We start from the raw sequence: 19658 nt of genomic DNA, 5'->3' as shown, positions 1-19658 counted from the left end.
GAATACAATTGTATTTTTATAGAGGAATTAATAAACCACTCTTATGAAACAACTATTTGCCACATTCTATCAACTAAGAGAACGGGTCTCCTTAGACTTCGTAAGATATCTGTATCATGAGATTCGTTGAAACAACCGGTTAATAGCCATAACAGGCGCTCGTGGAACGGGGAAGACAACCCTCATGCTTCAATATATAAAAGAGCATTACCCTGGTTATGACAATGATACACTTTATGTTTCATTGGACAATATTTGGTTTACTACCCACTCTCTATTTGAGTTGGCGGATGAGTTTCAGAAAATGGGAGGGAAAGCTTTGTTTTTGGACGAAGTGCATAACCGGCTCTTCTTTGCTCGAAATACATAAAGGTGAAGCCGATCTTTCAAGAAGAGCCGTTACCTATCATTTGCACGGACTTTCTTTCCGTGAGTTCCTGCAATTTGAATATGGATATAAAATGGAAGTGCTCCCGCTTTCCGATATATTGACCAAGCATATAGAACTGGCCATGAACGTAAGCAAACAGTTGAAACCGCTTGTAGCATTCAACGAATACTTAACTTACGGTTATTTCCCTTTTTATAAAGAAGATAAAATATTGTACCACGAGAGGTTATTAGCCATCTTGAATACAATTCTAGATGTAGACTTACCTTCTACTGAAAAAATAGATTATTATTCCATTGGTAAAATAAAAAAGCTATTTTCCATCCTCGCAGGACTTGTGCCATATATTCCCAATATATCAATGCTCAGCAAAGAAATAGAAGTCAGTCGCATCAGTCTGTTGAATTATCTATCCTATCTCCAAAAGGCCCAAGCCCTCTTGCTGCTCGACAAAGAAGCTTCCGGCATCAAACAACTGACAAAACCGGAAAAGATTTATTTAGGTAATACAAACTATGCATACGCACTGGGAGGAGAAAAAACAGACATAGGAAATGTCCGCGAAACATTCTTCTTCAATCAAACAGCCGTAAAACATAAAGTTACCTATTCCTCTCAAATAGATTTCACACTGAATGAGACATACAATTTCGAGATTGGCGGTAAAAACAAAATTCAAAAACAATTAGCAGGAGTGGAGAACGGATATCTGGCTCTTGACAACATAGAAATTGGATTCAATAACGAGATTCCATTTTGGTTGTTCGGATTAATGTATTAACGGAGGGATGACATCACCATAGACCTTATAAAGAGAGGAAAGCGCAGACTTTATCCTGAAAAGCTCTTGCCTTAGCAGCCGAAAGTACATTCTGGTTCATGATGGCGAATGCCACCTCGTGCCCGTTCTTCATACGCAGATAACCCGCAAGCGTATTTATCGCTGTAAACGATCCTGTCTTGGCATGAACGTTCCGAAATACAGGCGCACTCTTCATTCTGTTTTTTAACGTACCGTCTACCCCGCCAACGGGAAGAGCCTTGTATAACTTCTGAAAAATATCCGTCCGCGAATAGGCATATTTCAAGAAATCGACCAATAGGGCGGGAGAGAGGTAATTATAATTGGACAGTCCACAGCCATCCGCAATCTTATAGTCTTTCGGGTCGTGCCCCAGCCGACGGATGAGCTTCATAATCTCGACAATCCCATCTTCGGCCGCCACCTGTTTCTTTCCCGTAGCCTGCGCGCCCAGACGGCAAAGCAAGGCTTCCGCATTCAGGTTATCACTCTCTTTCATCAACTGGTTCAACACTTTCTGCACGGAAGTATTCCAGCACGCCATCTGCTCCACTTTCACACTGTCACGGGGCAACTCGGCGAAATCATACGACGGAGGAACGGCAATTCCTTCTCCCCGAAGACGTTCAAGAAAGGTGTGCATGAAGAAACGGGGAGTGTCATAAATATTGATATCATCTTTTCTGATCGAAGTGACATTGCCCGAAACAGTCAGATTATTCCCGTTCGTCAGCCAATCCCTAGTAAAAGAGAACTTTCCGGCGGAGGAAGCGCGTGTTCTCGTCCGGTTTGTCAAAGTATAATAAGAAGATACGGGCTGGCAGGAGACGCTTGCCGTATCCCCCTGCACGGTAGAGGGAACTACCGATATCCGCACCGTTCCCTTGCAGAACATCAACGGAGAGAGATAGGGCTGATAACCTGCCGGAGTATCATCCCATGCCCATCCATGCCCCCAGTAAAGGGAATCTTTCATCGAAATATCCCCATACACTTGCCCGTTAATCACAGAAAACGGGTAACTGATTATTTTCTTAACCAACGAATCCATTGCCTGGCTGTCAAACTCCGGATCGAATCCACCCACCACATACAGGTTTCCTTGCAATGTATCATGTTCTATCACTCCATCGTGCCACACTTCCGTACGGAAAGGCTCATCGGCTTCGGGACGGGAGAGGGCGGTAATGGCAGTCAGCAGTTTCATAGTAGAGGCGGGACGGGACAGCTTCTCCGCACGATAGTCATAAAGCGGTTTCTTAGCCGTCAAGTCGTAAACGGATATGCCGACTTCGGATGATTCAGGAAGCAGTTGCTTGATAAGCGAATCTATTTGGGAGAAGTCCTTTTGTCCCCATAGGGGAAGAAAACAGAAAGAAAAAAGAACTGATAAAATAATATTCTTCATACTACACTGTTTATACTATCTTACATTTACCACATATTCTTTACCTGTCCAGTCACGCACCCCAATCTTATTAATTCGTACTACAACGTTTCCCGGAAAATTTCTCCTACCGTGGGATGTGGGAAAACAATCTTTTTCCATTGCGCTGCCGTCAGTCCGAGTTCAATGGCAGTCCCCGCAAGAGTGATAATCTCCGAAGCGGGATTTCCCAATACGTGAGCGCCAATCACCCGCTGTTGTTCATCCAACAATACTTTGCAAACTCCGTTCACGCCTTCATTTTCTGCTACAAAACGACCGGAATAGGCCATAGGAAGTTTTACTACTTTATACTGAATGCCTTTTGCAGAAGCCGATTCTTCCGTTTCGCCCACTCCGGCAATCTCCGGATTGGTATAGACAACTCCCGGAACAGCGCGGTAGCTCATAGTATCCTCTTTTCCCAAAATAGAATGTACGGCAACTTCCGCTTCACGGACAGCCGTATGCGCCAGCAAAGAGAATCCGGTCAAATCACCGCAAACGTAGACATTAGAAAGGGATGTCTGCATTCTCTCATTTACTTTGACGGCACCACGCTCTGTCTTTTCCAGAGTCAGGTTTTCAAGTCCGAAACCTTTCGTCACAGGACGACGGCCGACGCTCATCAGTAATTTCTCCGCAACAACTGTTCCGCTCCCCTCCGCATTCTCGTATGAGACAACGACGCCTTCCTCTGTCTGTGACAAAGCAACGACCTTCGTACTAAGCAAAAATTTAATTCCCCGTTTCATATAGTCAGCACGCAACAAAGCGGAGAGTTCTTTATCCATACCGCCCAAAATCTCATCCATCATCTCTATAACCGTCACCTGTACTCCAAGACTGTTGAAGAACGAGGCAAATTCCATTCCGATCACTCCACCGCCAACGATGACAAGTGAAGCGGACAGCTCCTTATTGTCCAATGCTTCCCTATGCGTCCAATAATCTACGGAATCGACTCCCGGAATAGGAGGGATAAAGGTTTCAGATCCTGTACAAAGTATCAGATTATCCCCTTCATAGGTTTCTTCACCACAACGAACCGTATTTTTATCAATGATCTGTGCTTCTCCCGCCACTATCGTAACATTGTTGGAAGTCAGTTTGGATTTTACTCCCAATACCAGTTTACGCACTACTTTACTTTTACGGGCAATGATTTTTGCCAAGTCAAAAGATACTTCGGAGACATTCACCGCATACTTTGACGCATGGCGGGCACCATCATACGTCTTTGCCGAATACAATAATGTCTTGGTCGGAATACATCCTTCATTCAGACAAACACCACCCAGATTATTTTTCTCGATAAGCAATACGCTCAAACCGGCCTTACCGGCAGCTTCGGCAGCTGTATATCCGGCAGGACCGCCACCAATAATAATTAGTTGATACTTCATAGTATATAATCAGTTAATCTTTTTTCAAGCAATTCGACAAATTCCCGTTCCTTGACAGGCATCACAGAGACGAACTTACCCTTTCCACATTCTATCAACACATACTCCGTCACCGAAAAACGTCCGAACTTCATAGAGTGGCATTTCCTTATGGCAGTAATCTCAGAGATCGGAATTACTTTTTTACGGATAAAACGCCCGGTAGATATCTCCAGAATCCCGTCAGGAGTAACTGTATAAACAGTATGGATAATCTGCTCGATCACAACAATCAGCATAAGTATCAGCAACACTGCCGGCAAGATATACTTACACCACAATGCACCGACAACGTTCACAGTAAGTACTACCAATAAGAAATATTGGTACCAAGCAATACGTGCATGGAAAATTCGATTCATTTTGTCAGATTTTTGCCCGCAAGGTAGCAATTTTATGAATTAGTGACAACGAAAAGTACAACGAAGTAACTTATTTTGTAGCTTTGCGGTGAGAAATAACAAAACTATGGTAAGAAAATTCGATTTCCTCGTCATCGGCTCCGGAATTGCCGGTATGAGTTTTGCACTGAAAGTAGCGCACAAAGGTAAAGTTGCGCTTATCTGTAAAGCCGGATTGGAAGAGGCCAACACTTTTTTTGCACAAGGCGGTATAGCTTCCGTAACCAATCTTGCAGTAGATAATTTCGAGAAGCACATTGAAGACACAATGATTGCCGGAGATTGGATCAGCGACCGAAATGCTGTGGAGAAAGTAGTCCGCAATGCTCCCGAACAGATCAACGAACTTATTCATTGGGGAGTAAATTTCGATAAGAAAGAAGACGGAGAGTTTGATTTACATAAAGAAGGCGGACACTCGGAATTCCGTATCCTTCATCACAAAGATAATACAGGCGCCGAGATTCAGGAGAGTCTGATAGAAACAGTAAAAAAGCACCCTAATATCACAGTATTCGAGAACTTCTTTGCCGTAGAGATCATCACGCAACATCATTTGGGAATTATCGTCACCCGTTATACACCGGGTATCAAATGCTACGGCGCATACGTGCTGAATGAAGCAACAGGCGAAGTGGATACTTTCCTTTCCAAAGTAACCGTGATGGCAACAGGTGGTTGTGAAGCTGTTTACCGTAATACGACCAATCCTTTGGTAGCTACGGGAGACGGGATTGCTATGGTTTATCGTGCCAAAGGTGCAGTGAAAGACATGGAGTTTATCCAATTCCATCCTACAGCCCTCTTCAATCCGGGAGACCGCCCCGCTTTTCTTATCACGGAAGCGATGCGTGGATATGGTGCCGTACTGCGTACACAAGACGGCAAAGAGTTCATGCAAAAATATGACTCACGGCTTTCACTGGCTCCACGTGATATCGTGGCCCGCGCCATTGACAATGAAATGAAACAACGTGGGGAAGACCATGTATTCCTCGACGTGACACACAAAGACCCGGAAGAGACAAAAAAGCACTTCCCCAATATCTATAAGAAATGCCTCAGTCTCGGCATTGATATTACCAAAGATTACATCCCCGTGGCACCCGCAGCACACTATCTCTGTGGCGGTATCACGGTCGATCTGGACGGACAATCCAGTATCCGTCGCCTATATGCATTAGGAGAATGCTCCTGCACAGGTCTGCACGGAGGCAACCGTCTGGCTTCCAACTCGCTGATAGAAGCGATTGTCTATGCCGACGCTGCTGCCAAACATGCGCTCAGTGTATTGGAACGTTATGACTTTAACGAAGATATCCCCGAATGGAACGACGAAGGAACCATCTCCAATGAAGAACGTGTACTGATTACCCAAAGTATGAAGGAAGTCAACCAGATCATGGAAGCATACGTTGGCATTGTCCGCAGTAATACCCGGTTGATACGTGCATGGAACCGGCTGGACATCCTCTATGAAGAAGCCGAACGGTTGTTCAAGAGTAGCAAGGCTACCCGCGAGCTGTGCGAATTGCGCAACATGATCAATGTGGGTTATCTCATCACAAAACAGGCTATGGAACGTAAAGAGAGTCGAGGCTTGCATTACACGATTGATTATCCGCATAAGAAAGATTAACAGGAACATTCCACAACTTACAAAGTGTAAGTAGAATATTATAAAAACGCGTAAAAAGAACGATTACCTTGTTCTTTTTACGCGTTTTTAGTCTTCTATACCTATCTTATATCACATTCCTAATATACAAGTCTATAAATACAGGATTTCACAGCTATTTCCGAATATTTATTCTTTTTATTAAATTACAGACTGGATTTATTGTCTTTTAATTATTATATTGTATTTTTGTGCCATCATCCTATTTGCCACAGATATGGCAAATATAAAAACATGAAAGCATGGGAAAATTCAAACTACCAATCTTTTTGCTCATCCTTCTAGGGATATCCGTAAACAATCTCAAAGGACAAACAACAGCGTATTCAAACTGGTACAAAGTGTATAATGATACATTGCAGGGCATAAATATGGAAAAAGCCTTACACTTTCTACAAGAAAAAAAGCTAAAACCCCACCGGCAAATCATCGTGGGTATCATCGATTCGGGTATAGATACGACCTCTATCGATCTAGCACCCGCACTTTGGTGTAATCCAAAAGAAAAAATCGATGGAAAAGACAATGATAAAAACGGATACGCGGACGATTTGCACGGATGGAACTTTCTCGGAACTAAAGACGGGACATTCAACATGACCAGTGCCGGAACTGAAGAGTACCGCGAATTCAAACGGTTATATCCCAAATATAAAAATATCGATCCGGCAGATATACAAGATACTACTGAATATGCCTACTACGAAAAGATGAAAAAGAAGGCGGGTATCATGAGTTATATAAAATATGTGGGTTATACGGCCGCAAAAGACCAAGCATATCAGCTGATAGATTCTGTGCTGACTACTATTCCCGGAATAAATATAGACACACTTACAGTCAATGGATTAACTCATCTTCCTATTGAAGATCCGGCATGGGGCAACGCCTACCAAACACTTTTTGTCGATATGTTCAAGAGTGGAAAAAAATCATTATGGAAAAATGTTCATAAGCAACACCGCAACACATTTGCCTTGATGCAGAAAAGATTATATGGTATCGAGCATGATGCTGACAAAAGGTTATTAATGGGCGACGATTTAAAAAATCCTTCAGATCGTTTTTACGGAAATTCGTTATTACAAGCAAAAGGATGCGACCATGGTACTTTCGTTGCAGGAGTGATTGCCGGACAAGGAATCAATAATGCTGCCATCACCGGTGTCTGGCCTCAAGCGCGGTTGATGATCATACGTGCCGTTCCTGACGGTGACGAATACGACAAAGACATTTCAACCGCTATCCGTTATGCAGTGGATAATGGCGCTAAGGTTATAAACATGAGTTTAGGAAAATACACCTCACCCGATGCCGACATGGTAAATGAGGCTATTGAATATGCTCTCAAAAAAGACGTACTTATCATCCAAGCGGCAGGCAATGACAAACGGAATATCGATCTCATCACCTATTTTCCTTCAGCAAAGGATGCGCAAGGAAAAATATTCCCTAATTACTTGAGAGTCGGTTCTTCTGACAAAAAAGGGCAACTAAGTCAGTTTTCCAACTATGGAGCAAAAGAAGTAGATGTATTCGCCCCTGGAGAAGAAATTACCTCGGTAACGGTCGGCAACAAATACATGGTATCACAAGGAACCAGTATAGCCACCCCCATAGTAAGTGGTGTAGCAGCAATGTTACGTGCCCATTTCCCAAAGCTGACGGCCACACAAATCAAAGAGATATTAATAAAGAGCGTTCGTCCGGCTGACAATTTAAAAGATCGTTGTACAAGCGGAGGAATCATTGACGCACTACAAGCAGTCAAATTAGCAACCGAATATAAAAAGAGATGAGAAAAAATACTGTCATAAGTTTTATAGGCCTGCTGTTCTGCTTATGCATACAAGCACAAGGAACATCCACATCGGTAAACAGTACTGTAAACGATGTGGATTGGGCACGTGCTGAAAAATTTTCCTCTGATGCACTGGAGCAATATATAAAAGGCAAAAGACCTTATCCCAACTGGATTGAAGGTAGTTCTTATTTTTACTACAATGTAAAAGAAGATAATGGAGTTTCTTACTATCTGGTTAATGCCAAGAATGGTAAAAAACGCAATATGATAAAGGATAACCTGCAATTCGTGCAACAATATGCAAGAATCACGGGTGACACACTCGATGCAAGGAATATACAGCTTTACGGGTATCGATTTAAGAAGAATGACTTCAACCGCTTTTATCTTGATAAGAAAGGAAAGTCTATGGTGTATGATATGCGCACCGGAATACTGACACAGATAAAGGCAGAAAACAAAAAGAAGGAACGTCCTGTTCTCAAACCATCGTACCATAGCTCTGACTCACTCTTCACTATGTTGGGATGCGGATATGACCTCTATATACGTAACAACCGTACAGGAATCATACACCGTCTGACAAAAGACGGTAAAGAGGATGCGTCCTATACTTACCGTTGCTCTAAAGACACAATAGAGTCTAACACCAAAGGATTCTGGCTGGGACATCGTTATGTCTGCCTGATACAGGATATGAGTGAAGTAAAAGAAATCAGCCTTATCAACTCCCTTGCACGGCAACGTCCGACGACAAATACCTTCAAGATGCCTATGCCCGGTGATGCCGGAGTGCGTCAATACCGTATGTTTTGGTATGATGCCGACCATGAACAAGGAAAGATGTTACCGATTGGGAAATATCCTGACCAAGTAGTAACTTTAGACTATTTCCGTTCTCCCAAAGCTCTTTTTTTCACGCGCAGAAGCCGTAAGGGTGATAAAATAGACCTTTGCCGTATCAACGTGACAGATGGCACAGTCACTGAGCTTATCTCGGAAGAATGTGCTCCACACATCAACTTGACCCTATCGGGCTATCGCATTATAGAGAAAGGAAAATATTTCATTTGGTGGTCGGAACGCACAGGAAAAGGTAACTATTATCTGTACAATAATGACGGACGATTACTAAACCGCATCACACATGGTGATAACCTTGTAGCAGGCAGTATCGTACACATAGATACCTTACGAAGAAATATCATTTTTGCCGGATATGGTAACGAACCTGATACTAACCCTTATTATACCTTTTATTATAAGGCTGATTTTGATGGAAAAAAACAAACGCTGCTTACTCCGGGAAACGGTAACCACGAATTAACCCTGTCCGACGACCAACGATATGCCATCGATACATATTCACGTATGGACTTGGCGCCTGTAATGAATGTATTGTCTATCGACCGTCCCACACAATATTTTGAGGTAAATCGCATGGACGACAGCCTGTTGCGAAAAGCAGGATGGCAACCGCCTTTACTGTTAAAGTTGAAAGCGGCCGATGGGAAAACAGATCTTTACGGACTCATGTATCTACCGTCTCAACTGGATAAAAACAAAAAATATCCTATTATCAGCAATGTGTATCCCGGTCCCCAAGATGACCAGATTCCGCAATCATTCACACTTGACGATAATGGTAACCAATCGCTGGCTGAGCTTGGCTTTATAGTCATCAATGTGGCTCCACGTGGAAGTTCTCCTTTGCGCGGACACGATTTCTATAACTTCGGCTACGGTAATCTGCGTGATTATCCGTTGGCTGATGATAAAAGCGTAATTGAGCAGCTAGCAAAGAACTACCCGTTCATCGATCTTAACCGTGTGGGTATTTACGGACACTCCGGAGGAGCATTCCAGACAGTAGCCGCCATCCTCACTTATCCCGACTTTTATAAAGTAGCGGTAGCTGCTTCGGGCAACCATGACAACAATATCTATATCCAATGGTGGGGAGAAGCATTTCACGGACTGACCGAGAAGACTGATCCAAAGACTGGAAAAACGGTATTTTCCACCAAGATTCCGACCAATATGGAACTGGCAAAGAACTTAAAAGGCCATCTGATGCTTATCACCGGTGATGTAGATAAGAATGTCCCGCCTTCATCTACCTATCGTCTGGCAGACGCTCTGATAAAAGCCAACAAACGTTTCGATATGTTTATCCTGCCGGGAAAAGATCATGGAGTAATGTGTCCCTATTATCAGAATTTGATCCGCTACTATTTTGTGGAGAATCTCATTCAACCGGTAAAGCAACATATTGATATCATCAATCATAATTAACCCTAACTCAAAAAGCTTATGAAGTATCAGAAAACATTCAAAGCATTCGTGTTTGTCTGTCTCTGTTGCATGGCTACAATCCTGTTCGCTCAAAAGCCGCAAGGCGATGCGACCATTCTAGTGAAAGTAACCATTGTAGACGTAGACAAGAATCCCTTGCCCGGTGCAACAGTAAAAGTTACCGGTAAGGCACAGGGAGTAGTGGCTAACGACCAAGGAGAAGTTTCTCTGTGGGTAGATCGGAACACCCAGATTGAATTTAAGTACGTGGGTATGAAACCGCTATTCATGCGGGTAACCAAGCCACTGTCCGGCTATATCACATTAGAAGATGAAACCTCCGAACTGGATCAGGTAGTAGTCACCGGATACCAGCGTACGACCAAACGCCGTACTACCGGTTCATTGACAACACTGACAGCCAAAGACCTGAAAGGAGCCCCTACAGCCAATTTGGATATGTTGATGCAAGGAAAAGTTGCCGGAATGGACGTGAAAGCTGTTTCCGGTCGCCCGGGAGAATCGGCCAAAATACGTATTCGTGGTACAAACACAATTACAGGTAATGCAGAACCATTGTGGGTGGTAGACGGGGTACCTTTGCAGAAAGATATTCCAAGCATATCAAGCAGCCAAATCCGTGCAGGTGATTTCAATGAAATCTTTGCAAATGGTATCTCCGGAATTAACCCAAACGACATTGAATCTATCACAGTATTGAAGGATGCTTCAGCAACAGCCATTTATGGCTCTCGTGCAGCAGGAGGCGTTATCGTGGTAACAACCAAACGAGGAAAAGAAGGGAAAATGAGTATTAATTATTCAGCCAATGTTTCCATCGTCACAAGACCTCCGGGAAATGCTAATCTAATGAACTCCAGTGAGAAACTGGCCTGGGAGCAAGAGCTGTGGAATGAATTCTCTGCCAAAGGTTTTGCCGATGGTACTCACTATCCGGTTATTGGCGCGGTCGGCATGATTCGATCCGGATACGGGAAATACGCCAATATGACCTTAGAACAGCAAAATGCGGAAATAGCCCGTCTTGGCGAACAAACAACTGATTGGTTTGACGAATTATTTCAAAATTCAGTTTCAAACAGCCATTATCTTTCTCTCTCCGGAGGATCGGAAAAAAACTCTTATTACGTTTCTTTAGGATATGCGAAAAACAATGGACTGGTAAAAAAAACCGATTACGAACGCTACAATGTAAGTGCCAAACTTGATATGAAGCCCAACAAACGGGTGAAACTTGGCATCTCTGCTGATATGGCTATACAGGAATCCACTTCACCATCACTGAATGTTGACCCTTTCAAGTATGCCTATTTTGCCAATCCATACGAAAGAATATACAACGAAGACGGATCATATGCAGCAGACAATACATATTACAGTATAACTCATGCCAATGGTGCTTATGACAAATTATTACCGGATGGTGGATACAATATTTTCCGAGAAATCAATGAAACATCCAACGAAACCAAAAATATGTCCGCATCATTAATCGCTAATCTAAGCGTTAACATCTTAGACAATTTAAGTTTCGAAGGATTGGCTTCTTACGGATATGTGACAAATGCCTCCGATAATATCAATGGCAAAAACACATACGCCGCTTGGCAGGACCGCCCATTTGAAGGTAGTGCAAGTAGTATATCTAAACGTACATACGGTTCCATTACTCAGACCAATGCTTATAACACCAATTACAATTTACGCGGCCAGCTCCATTATTTCAACACCTTCGGTCGCGACCATTATATAAGCGCATTGTTAGGCTCGGAGATACGAGGACAATATTCCAAAAGCATCTACGAAAAACGATATGGATATGATCCCATATCCGGTAATTCTTCTATCCCCATATATCCGGAAAGTATGGATATAGGCTATAACAACCTGATTTCGTATGCAGCCATCGTCGATCAGCTATCCGGTCAAAGTATTGTAGAAGACGCCTTCGCTTCTTTTTACCTTTCATTAGACTATGTATTCAAGCAACGTTATATTCTCAGTTTGACAGGACGTACTGATGGCTCGAATAATTTCGGTAGCAATGAACAATTCAACCCTACCGGCTCTGTCGGTCTATCTTGGAATGTTGATCAGGAAGAGTTCATGAAACCTTTAAAACCTATTATCAGCACTTTATCTTTACGAGCTGCATTCGGATATACAGGAAACATTAATAAGTCTGTTTATCCACAATTGGTAATGGATTATGAAAACTCATTCCGCAAAGCCGACAATGATTATTACCGCATGGGAACATTACGGAATGCCCCGAACGCCAAATTACGCTGGGAAAAAACACGCGATATGAAAATCTCAATGGATATAGGTTTTCTGAATGACCGTCTACGCTTACAAGGTGAACTTTATGACAGACGCACACGAGATGCCGTAACCAGTGTTCCGGTTGTTTACACCACAGGATTCTCATATCAAAGTTATAATACCTCAGAATTACTGAATCAAGGAGCGGAAGTGACAATAAGTGCCAATGTATTGAAAACTAAAGACTGGAATCTTTCATTAACTGCCAATATTGCTTACAACCGTAATAAGTTGCTAAAATATTCCTCACCTAATGGAAGCATTTTCAATTCTAACTACGTAGGCTACCCATTAAGTTCTATTGTCAGTGGAAAAGTAATAGGCATTGATGAGAAATTAGGAATTTATGCTTATGCTACCCGTCCGGACGTTACAATGTCTACGGAAGCAGATCGTGGTGAAGCTAAAAACTATGCTTTCTATTTGGGAACTAGTAACGCACCTACCAACGGAGGATATTCCATCTCTTTATCATACAAGAAAATAAACCTGAGTTTAGGAGGTTCTTATTCTTTAGGAGGAAAAATACTGAACAATATCACTTGTCCGGTATCTTACACCATGCTAAATGAATCATCTGCAGCAGTCGAAAGCATTCCTACGCAAGAAAATGACCTGTATACCAACTTCCTGAACGTAACAAAAGACCGTGTGAATCGTTGGACAAAAGATAACCCGATAACCAATGGATACCCACGTATCATTGATGCGTATGGAGAATATTTGGGATTGGATAATTATATGATAACCAGCAGCCAGATCACTCGTGCCTCTATGTTGGAAAAAGTATCTTACTTCAAACTCGGATCATTACTATTGGGTTATAACTTTGAAAATGAATGGCTCAAAAGGGCACATATCAGTTCATTGGCACTATCATTCAGTGTCAGCAATTTATTCATAATAACCAATTATTCCGGTATTGACCCCGAAACCCCAGGAGCAGTTTATCCTACTCCACGTACTTTTTCTATGGGAGTTTCTATCGGATTTTAAAAACAAAACATTATGAAAAAAAAGAATATAATAAGTATCGGACTAATTGCATTATTATGCATATCGTGTAACAATTATTTAGATATAAAGCCTTATGGACGTACTATTCCTAAAACAGCAGAAGAATTTTCTGCACTTATTCATACACGACTTAACAGTATTGATGCCGGGTCAGACAGTTATTTAGTTGGAAACGCCAACCAATGGATGACGTGGGATGCAGTATGTGGTGACGATTTTGAAACCTGTCTGACAAGCTCAGGCGCACGTTCTTTGGCAACATACGTAGGCGATATTATTCGTCAAAATCAATATCCCAATTACTACCAATCTCTTTATGAATTTATCCGTGACTGTAATATTGTATTGAACGAAATGGAAGAAAGCGATACGGAAGAAGCTAATAATATTCGAGGTACAGCATATGCTATACGAGGTGTGGCATATTATCAATTATTACGAATATTCTGCGAAGTACCCCGCACTGGAGAATTCGACACTCAGCTTGGCCTACCGCTTGTAACAACATTTGACATGGAAGAAAAGCCACTCCGCAGTACCATGCAGGCCACTATCAATCAGATAGAGTCTGATTTGCAAAAGGCTGCCAGCTATCATATCAATGATAATATCTACCGTTTCACGGAAGATGTCATAAAAGGATATCAGGCTCGTATGTATTTCTGGACACGGCAATGGAGCAAAGCACTTCCGATAGCCCAAGACTTATTGAACAAATATCCCTTATTGGAAGGTGAGGCATACAAAGCTATGATGACTAATGCATACGAATTGACGGGCAACCAGCTTTTAAAATCATATCTTGCTGTCACAGCCACCGGTAGTGACGATCTATCCGGAGTAAATACCACCCTTCAATACCGTCCCGTTAGTCTGCGTTTTTTAAGTACTTTCTCTGAAGAAGAAAAAACAAGCGATATCCGCTATGCACTTTGGGTAAACACCCAACGGCAAGCAAAAAAGATTTTCTTTTGTGGTATGAGAGCAGCCGAATTCAAACTGATAGAAGCGGAATGTTATTATCACATGAAGCAAGAAGACAAAGCCTTGAAATCTATTAACGAATTACGAGCACATCGTATCAGTAATTATACCGACCTGACAGTTGACAAACTACCAACTCTTTCAGATAAAGAAGTCATAAAAACGGATGTAGAGGGTAATGCTCTAACCCCACTAATGGGATTCATTCTGCAAGAACGCAGAAAAGAGTTATTTCTGGAAGGAGACCGTTTCTTTGAACAAAAACGGAATGGCTCACCGGAATATTGGACAGCACTCAATGGCCTGAAGTATGTGACAGAGAAATATATGTATACCTTTCCAATTCCTTTGCACGATTTGGATTTAGAGAACGGATTGATACAAAATCCTGGATATAAAGAGATACAAAATAAATAAAATGGAGGATTTAAATATGAAAAAGAAAATATATAGCGGGATATTTATGATCTCCCTCGCATTATCCGGAGCAATTTACGCAGCTTGCGAAGATATAGATGAATTGCCACCGCAATCAGATACTAATTTCATAAATAAAACTTATAAATTACCCAATCCTACTGTGTTGACTACTGAAGAAGTAGCGGAATATAATGCGATAAAAGCAGAATATGAAAGCAGTATAAATCAACAGCAATAACCACATAAAATCCAAGAAATGTTATGAAGAAATTAGGGCATTATCTATGTATATTGATGAGCATGACATTTATTCTTGCTTCCTGTTCATCTGATGATAACCAGCGCCTGCCTCAAATCTATATCGACCAGCCATTCTATACATTGGCAAAAGGAAGTATAGAATTGAAAATAAAAGCTGACCAAGCTCCTCTAACGGATGTCTTTATTCCCGTTCTATTTGGTGGAACAGCTGTGGAAGGCGTAGATTTCACCGTATCAGAACCATCCATCTTATTAAAAGCAGGTGAGACAGAAGCTACTTTTACATTAACCCGTATTGAAGAAAATATCGGTGATGAAAATAAAGAATTATATGTTAATCTACAAAAAGCTCCGGAAGGTTTCTCGTTGGGATTGATGAATTATGCTTCTGTAAACTTATTAAATAATAATGGAATCATAATGTCCTTTGAGAACAGTACAGGAAAAGTTGGATTCAGCGCTGACTTCTCTATCAAACTGACTAATATGAAAGGAGGAGTATATAAGGTAAAAGTAGCGACAACCTTCGATATTGAAGTAGATGAAAGTTCTACCGCAATAGAAGGGGTACATTATGAATTCGTAAATGGAGCCCAAGTTGTTGTTCCTATCAACAAAAATAAAGGGAGTTTCTCTATCAAGTACCTGAAGAAAGAAGAAGGAAAAGATAAACTTATCCTCCGTCTGGCCAATAAAGACGGATATGCCATAGGCAGCAACGGCACACTTACTGTCACTATAAGCGGACCGGATATATTTACCGGAACTTGGGCATTTGATAAAATAACAAATCTTGATTTGTTCGAGATGTATGGAGAAGATATCAGCAAAGCACCCAAAGGGACACCTTCAGACCGAATAACATTTGAAGGTGACTCTTACTTAGAATATACATTCACTCCCGATCTATCCGGAGACCTGAAGAATTATTTCGGGACATCTCCCCGTAAAATCACTTTTAAAGAAGAAGGAGATAAATCGTTCCAAGAGAATAGTGGCGCAAACGTAAAAGTATCCATACTGGAAATACCTGATGTAAACGTCAAATTCTCTACTACCCACAAAGACATTCGCCCGGCTCTTGTCGGTTTCCGACTAATCACAGTGGATAGCAAAGAGGTATTGGAATGCACATTGGATGATTATGAACCGCAAGGAGAAGATTTTGGAGCCATGATTTATGAATTTATGAGCTCTATGGAAGATGCTCCTCTTCGTATTCACTTTAGCAAAGTAGAATAAAGTACTAGAGCCACACAATAAAAAAAGTTCCACGTCCGGAAACGAAAAGCCTCCCGACGTGGAACCAACTATCTTCTAATCAGAAATCCTCTTTTAATAGTTTTCCTTCTTTACTTCGAAGTAAGCCTGCGGGTGCAAACAAGCCGGACAAACTTCCGGAGCTTCCTTACCTACAGTGATATAACCGCAGTTACGGCATTGCCATACTACTTCACCTTCTTTAGCGAATACAGTCATATTCTCGATATTGTTCACGAAAGCAAGATATCTTTCTTCGTGACCTTTCTCAGCAATAGAAATATTACGATACATAGCGGCAATCATCGGGAAACCCTCCTGTTCTGCCACATCTGCGAAATGAGGATAATCTAGCGACCATTCTTCGTGTTCACCGGCAGCGGCAGCGCGAAGATTTTCGAGTGTAGTACCGATTACACCTGCCGGATAGCTGGCAGTGATTTCTACCATACCACCTTCCAAGAACTTAAACATACGTTTCGCATGTTCCTTTTCCTGATCGGCCGTTTCAGTAAAAATAGCCGAAATTTGTTCGTAACCTTCTTTTTTAGCCACACTTGCAAAATAGGTGTAACGCATTCTTGCCTGTGATTCTCCAGCGAATGAAGTCAGCAGATTCTTCTCTGTCTGAGTTCCTTTAATACTCTTAGCCATAATTCTTATTATATTTTAAATTGGTTGATTACCACACGTAACTTGTCGTATTATTCATAACGCAAATATAAGCTATTTGTTCATAAAACGCCCTACTTTTCTCATTAATAAAATCTATGCCCTCATTGATAAAACCTATCAAAAATCAAATAGTATGTCGAGAAACATACTTCTTTCGATTATTTTATATAATTTTGCAACCTCTACTTTACAAAAGACAAACGATCACGTAACAACTCATAGAAAATGAAACTATTTGAATTCAAACCTAAATTGGTTTCTTGCCTAAAAAATTATTCAAAAGAAACATTCATGGCAGACTTGATGGCAGGTATCATCGTTGGTATCGTTGCGTTGCCGTTAGCCATTGCCTTTGGTATTGCTTCGGGCGTATCACCCGAAAAGGGTATCATTACTGCTATTATTGCCGGATTTATCGTCTCATTGCTGGGCGGAAGCAAAGTTCAGATCGGCGGACCGACAGGCGCTTTTATCGTCATCATCTACGGAATTATCCAACAATATGGAGAGGCCGGGCTGATTGTAGCAACGCTCATGGCAGGCGTTCTCCTTATATTATTAGGAGTGTTCAAACTGGGAGCCGTCATAAAGTTCATTCCTTATCCGATTATCGTAGGTTTCACCAGCGGTATCGCTGTAACCATCTTCACCACACAGATAGCCGATATCTTCGGCCTGTCGTTTGGAGACGAGAAAGTTCCGGGTGACTTTATTGGAAAATGGTTGATTTATTTCCGCCATTTCGACACGGTGAACTGGTGGAATACCATCGTAAGTATTATCAGTATCATTATCATCGCCATCTCACCCAAATTTTCCAAGAAAATTCCCGGCTCACTGATTGCTATTGTCGTGGTGACAGTTGCCGTTTACCTGACGAAGATGTACGGCGGAATTGACTGCATCCCAACCATTGGCGACCGCTTTACAATCAATTCCGAGCTACCCGATGCCGTTGTACCCACATTGAACTGGGAAGCCATTAAAAACTTATTCCCGGTTGCCGTCACAATTGCCGTGTTGGGAGCTATCGAATCACTGTTGTCCGCCACCGTTGCCGATGGTGTGATAGGCGACCGCCACGATTCCAACACAGAACTGATTGCACAAGGTGCAGCAAATATCGTAGCTCCTTTGTTTGGCGGTATCCCCGCTACCGGAGCCATTGCCCGTACTATGACAAATATCAACAACGGGGGTAAGACACCGATAGCCGGAATCATCCATGCAGTCGTCCTGTTGCTGATTCTTCTCTTCCTAATGCCGTTTGCTCAATATATCCCGATGGCATGCCTTGCCGGAGTATTGGTCATCGTTTCTTATAATATGAGCGGATGGCGCGTATTCAAGGCTTTACTGAGAAATCCAAAATCGGATGTAACGGTACTTCTGATCACATTCTTCCTCACTGTTATCTTCGACTTGACAGTTGCCATCGAAATCGGACTTATCATCGCTTGTGTACTCTTTATGAAACGTGTTATGGAGACTACCGAAATTTCTGTTATCACGGACGAGATTGATCCGAACTCGGAACTCGATATCGCCGTACACGAAGAGAATCTGATAATCCCCAAAGGAGTGGAAGTATATGAAATCAACGGTCCTTACTTCTTTGGCATCGCCACAAAGTTCGAAGAGACAATGGCGCAATTGGGTGACCGTCCGAAAGTACGTATCATCCGTATGCGTAAAGTTCCGTTTATCGACTCTACGGGTATCCATAACCTGACCACTCTTTGTGAAATGTCGCAGAAGGAGAAGATTACCGTTATCCTTTCCGGAGTCAACGAGAAAGTTCATAAAGTATTGGAGAAATCCGGATTCTATGAACTATTGGGAGAGGAAAATATCTGTCCGAATATCAATGTAGCATTGGACAGAGCGAAAGAAATTGTAGAGTAATAATCTTATCTAATAAATAATAACATGGTAACTATCGTGATCGTATCCGCTTTATCACCGTACCAAGAATTAAAGACATTCAAAAGCGGACAGAGTTCGAAGGAAAAAATGGGAAGTATCTTCACTGGAAACAACATATCGGCAATGAGTTCTGTATCCATCCTTCCCCTAAAGAACCGGTAGGTCTCCGCCTTGCTACTCTTGCATTAACTCAAACTTACGGAGTACGCAAACTGCCATCCACCGGACCTATGATGACTAATGTGGAATATACTGACGGCAAAGCAATAGTAGCATTCGACAATGCTCGTGCCGGACTATTCCCCACGTTCGAACAACTGGAAGGATTCGACATTCAGAACAGATACATGGGATGATGTGAAATAAAGAACAGAAAAGTTATGTGAAACAAGGAGGATAAACCATCCGCCACATTTTTGTTCTTATTTTAAGTATTATAGGGGGAAAACAAAAATGTCACAGAGTTAATAATCAATTACTTAACCTTAAAAAGGCCCTTATTTTAAGAAAAGTTTACAGAAAACAAT

Annotated in this window: 14 protein-coding genes and 1 pseudogene; 11 read left to right on the top strand and 4 right to left on the bottom strand. The window is 41.9% G+C overall.

Annotated features, from left to right (window positions below):
- Positions 1-184 precede the first annotated feature (184 nt).
- Both BACFIN_RS23480 and BACFIN_RS21005 read left to right on the top strand, forming a co-directional pair.
- A complete protein-coding gene (locus BACFIN_RS23480; protein ID WP_229091115.1) occupies positions 185-370 on the top strand; it encodes a P-loop NTPase family protein in 186 nt (61 codons plus the stop codon).
- Positions 291-1172, top strand: a complete 882-nt coding sequence (locus BACFIN_RS21005) for an ATP-binding protein (RefSeq protein WP_232281670.1) — start codon at positions 291-293, stop codon at positions 1170-1172. The genes BACFIN_RS23480 and BACFIN_RS21005 overlap by 80 nt, the downstream gene beginning before the upstream one ends.
- A 25-nt stretch (positions 1173-1197) precedes the next feature.
- On the opposite strand, the gene dacB is transcribed toward BACFIN_RS21005, so the two are convergent.
- The 3 genes from dacB to BACFIN_RS03045 form a co-directional block, all read right to left on the bottom strand.
- Positions 1198-2601: a D-alanyl-D-alanine carboxypeptidase/D-alanyl-D-alanine endopeptidase gene (dacB, locus tag BACFIN_RS03035; protein ID WP_007757181.1), complete on the bottom strand. Its 1404-nt coding sequence runs from the start codon at positions 2599-2601 to the stop codon at positions 1198-1200.
- A gap of 80 nt (positions 2602-2681) precedes the next feature.
- Complete coding sequence (lpdA, locus tag BACFIN_RS03040; protein WP_007757180.1) at positions 2682-4025, bottom strand: dihydrolipoyl dehydrogenase; 1344 nt, start codon at positions 4023-4025, stop codon at positions 2682-2684.
- Complete coding sequence (locus BACFIN_RS03045) at positions 4022-4426, bottom strand: PH domain-containing protein (protein WP_007757179.1); 405 nt, start codon at positions 4424-4426, stop codon at positions 4022-4024. The genes lpdA and BACFIN_RS03045 overlap by 4 nt, the downstream gene beginning before the upstream one ends.
- Before the next feature lie 106 nt (positions 4427-4532).
- Between BACFIN_RS03045 and nadB the strand changes: the two genes are divergently transcribed.
- From nadB to BACFIN_RS03080, 7 genes are all read left to right on the top strand, one after another.
- On the top strand, positions 4533-6104 hold the full coding sequence (gene nadB / locus BACFIN_RS03050; RefSeq protein WP_007757178.1) for an L-aspartate oxidase: 1572 nt from the start codon (positions 4533-4535) through the stop codon (positions 6102-6104).
- Between the two features lie 281 nt (positions 6105-6385).
- Positions 6386-7942, top strand: coding sequence for a S8 family serine peptidase (locus BACFIN_RS03055; RefSeq protein WP_007757177.1), 1557 nt, complete (start codon positions 6386-6388; stop codon positions 7940-7942).
- Positions 7939-10242: a S9 family peptidase gene (locus tag BACFIN_RS03060; protein WP_007757175.1), complete on the top strand. Its 2304-nt coding sequence runs from the start codon at positions 7939-7941 to the stop codon at positions 10240-10242. The genes BACFIN_RS03055 and BACFIN_RS03060 overlap by 4 nt, the downstream gene beginning before the upstream one ends.
- 18 nt (positions 10243-10260) lie before the next feature.
- Complete coding sequence (locus BACFIN_RS03065) at positions 10261-13584, top strand: SusC/RagA family TonB-linked outer membrane protein (RefSeq protein WP_007757173.1); 3324 nt, start codon at positions 10261-10263, stop codon at positions 13582-13584.
- 12 nt (positions 13585-13596) lie between these two features.
- Positions 13597-15006 carry a RagB/SusD family nutrient uptake outer membrane protein gene (locus tag BACFIN_RS03070; protein ID WP_007757172.1) on the top strand — a complete coding sequence of 470 codons (1410 nt, stop codon included), beginning with the start codon at positions 13597-13599 and terminating at the stop codon, positions 15004-15006.
- A gap of 16 nt (positions 15007-15022) precedes the next feature.
- Complete coding sequence (locus BACFIN_RS03075) at positions 15023-15247, top strand: hypothetical protein (protein WP_022275822.1); 225 nt, start codon at positions 15023-15025, stop codon at positions 15245-15247.
- A 23-nt stretch (positions 15248-15270) separates the two neighbouring features.
- Entirely contained in the window at positions 15271-16512 is a 1242-nt protein-coding gene (locus BACFIN_RS03080; RefSeq protein ID WP_007757168.1) for a Calx-beta domain-containing protein, read from the top strand.
- Positions 16513-16605: 93 nt separating this feature from the next.
- Here the strand turns inward: BACFIN_RS03080 and rbr are convergent, their stop codons facing one another.
- A complete protein-coding gene (gene rbr / locus BACFIN_RS03085; RefSeq protein ID WP_005676804.1) occupies positions 16606-17184 on the bottom strand; it encodes a rubrerythrin in 579 nt (192 codons plus the stop codon).
- Between the two features lie 246 nt (positions 17185-17430).
- Between rbr and BACFIN_RS03090 the strand changes: the two genes are divergently transcribed.
- Together BACFIN_RS03090 and BACFIN_RS23765 are read left to right on the top strand one after the other, a co-directional pair.
- Positions 17431-19110 carry a SulP family inorganic anion transporter gene (locus BACFIN_RS03090; RefSeq protein WP_007757163.1) on the top strand — a complete coding sequence of 560 codons (1680 nt, stop codon included), beginning with the start codon at positions 17431-17433 and terminating at the stop codon, positions 19108-19110.
- Between the two features lie 137 nt (positions 19111-19247).
- Positions 19248-19466 (top strand): annotated as a pseudogene (locus BACFIN_RS23765) (sialate O-acetylesterase); the annotation flags it as partial.
- Positions 19467-19658 lie beyond the last annotated feature (192 nt).

The sequence above is a fragment of the Bacteroides finegoldii DSM 17565 genome (genome assembly GCF_000156195.1).
Taxonomy (GTDB): domain Bacteria; phylum Bacteroidota; class Bacteroidia; order Bacteroidales; family Bacteroidaceae; genus Bacteroides; species Bacteroides finegoldii.
This window is presented reverse-complemented; position numbering and strand designations above follow the sequence as displayed.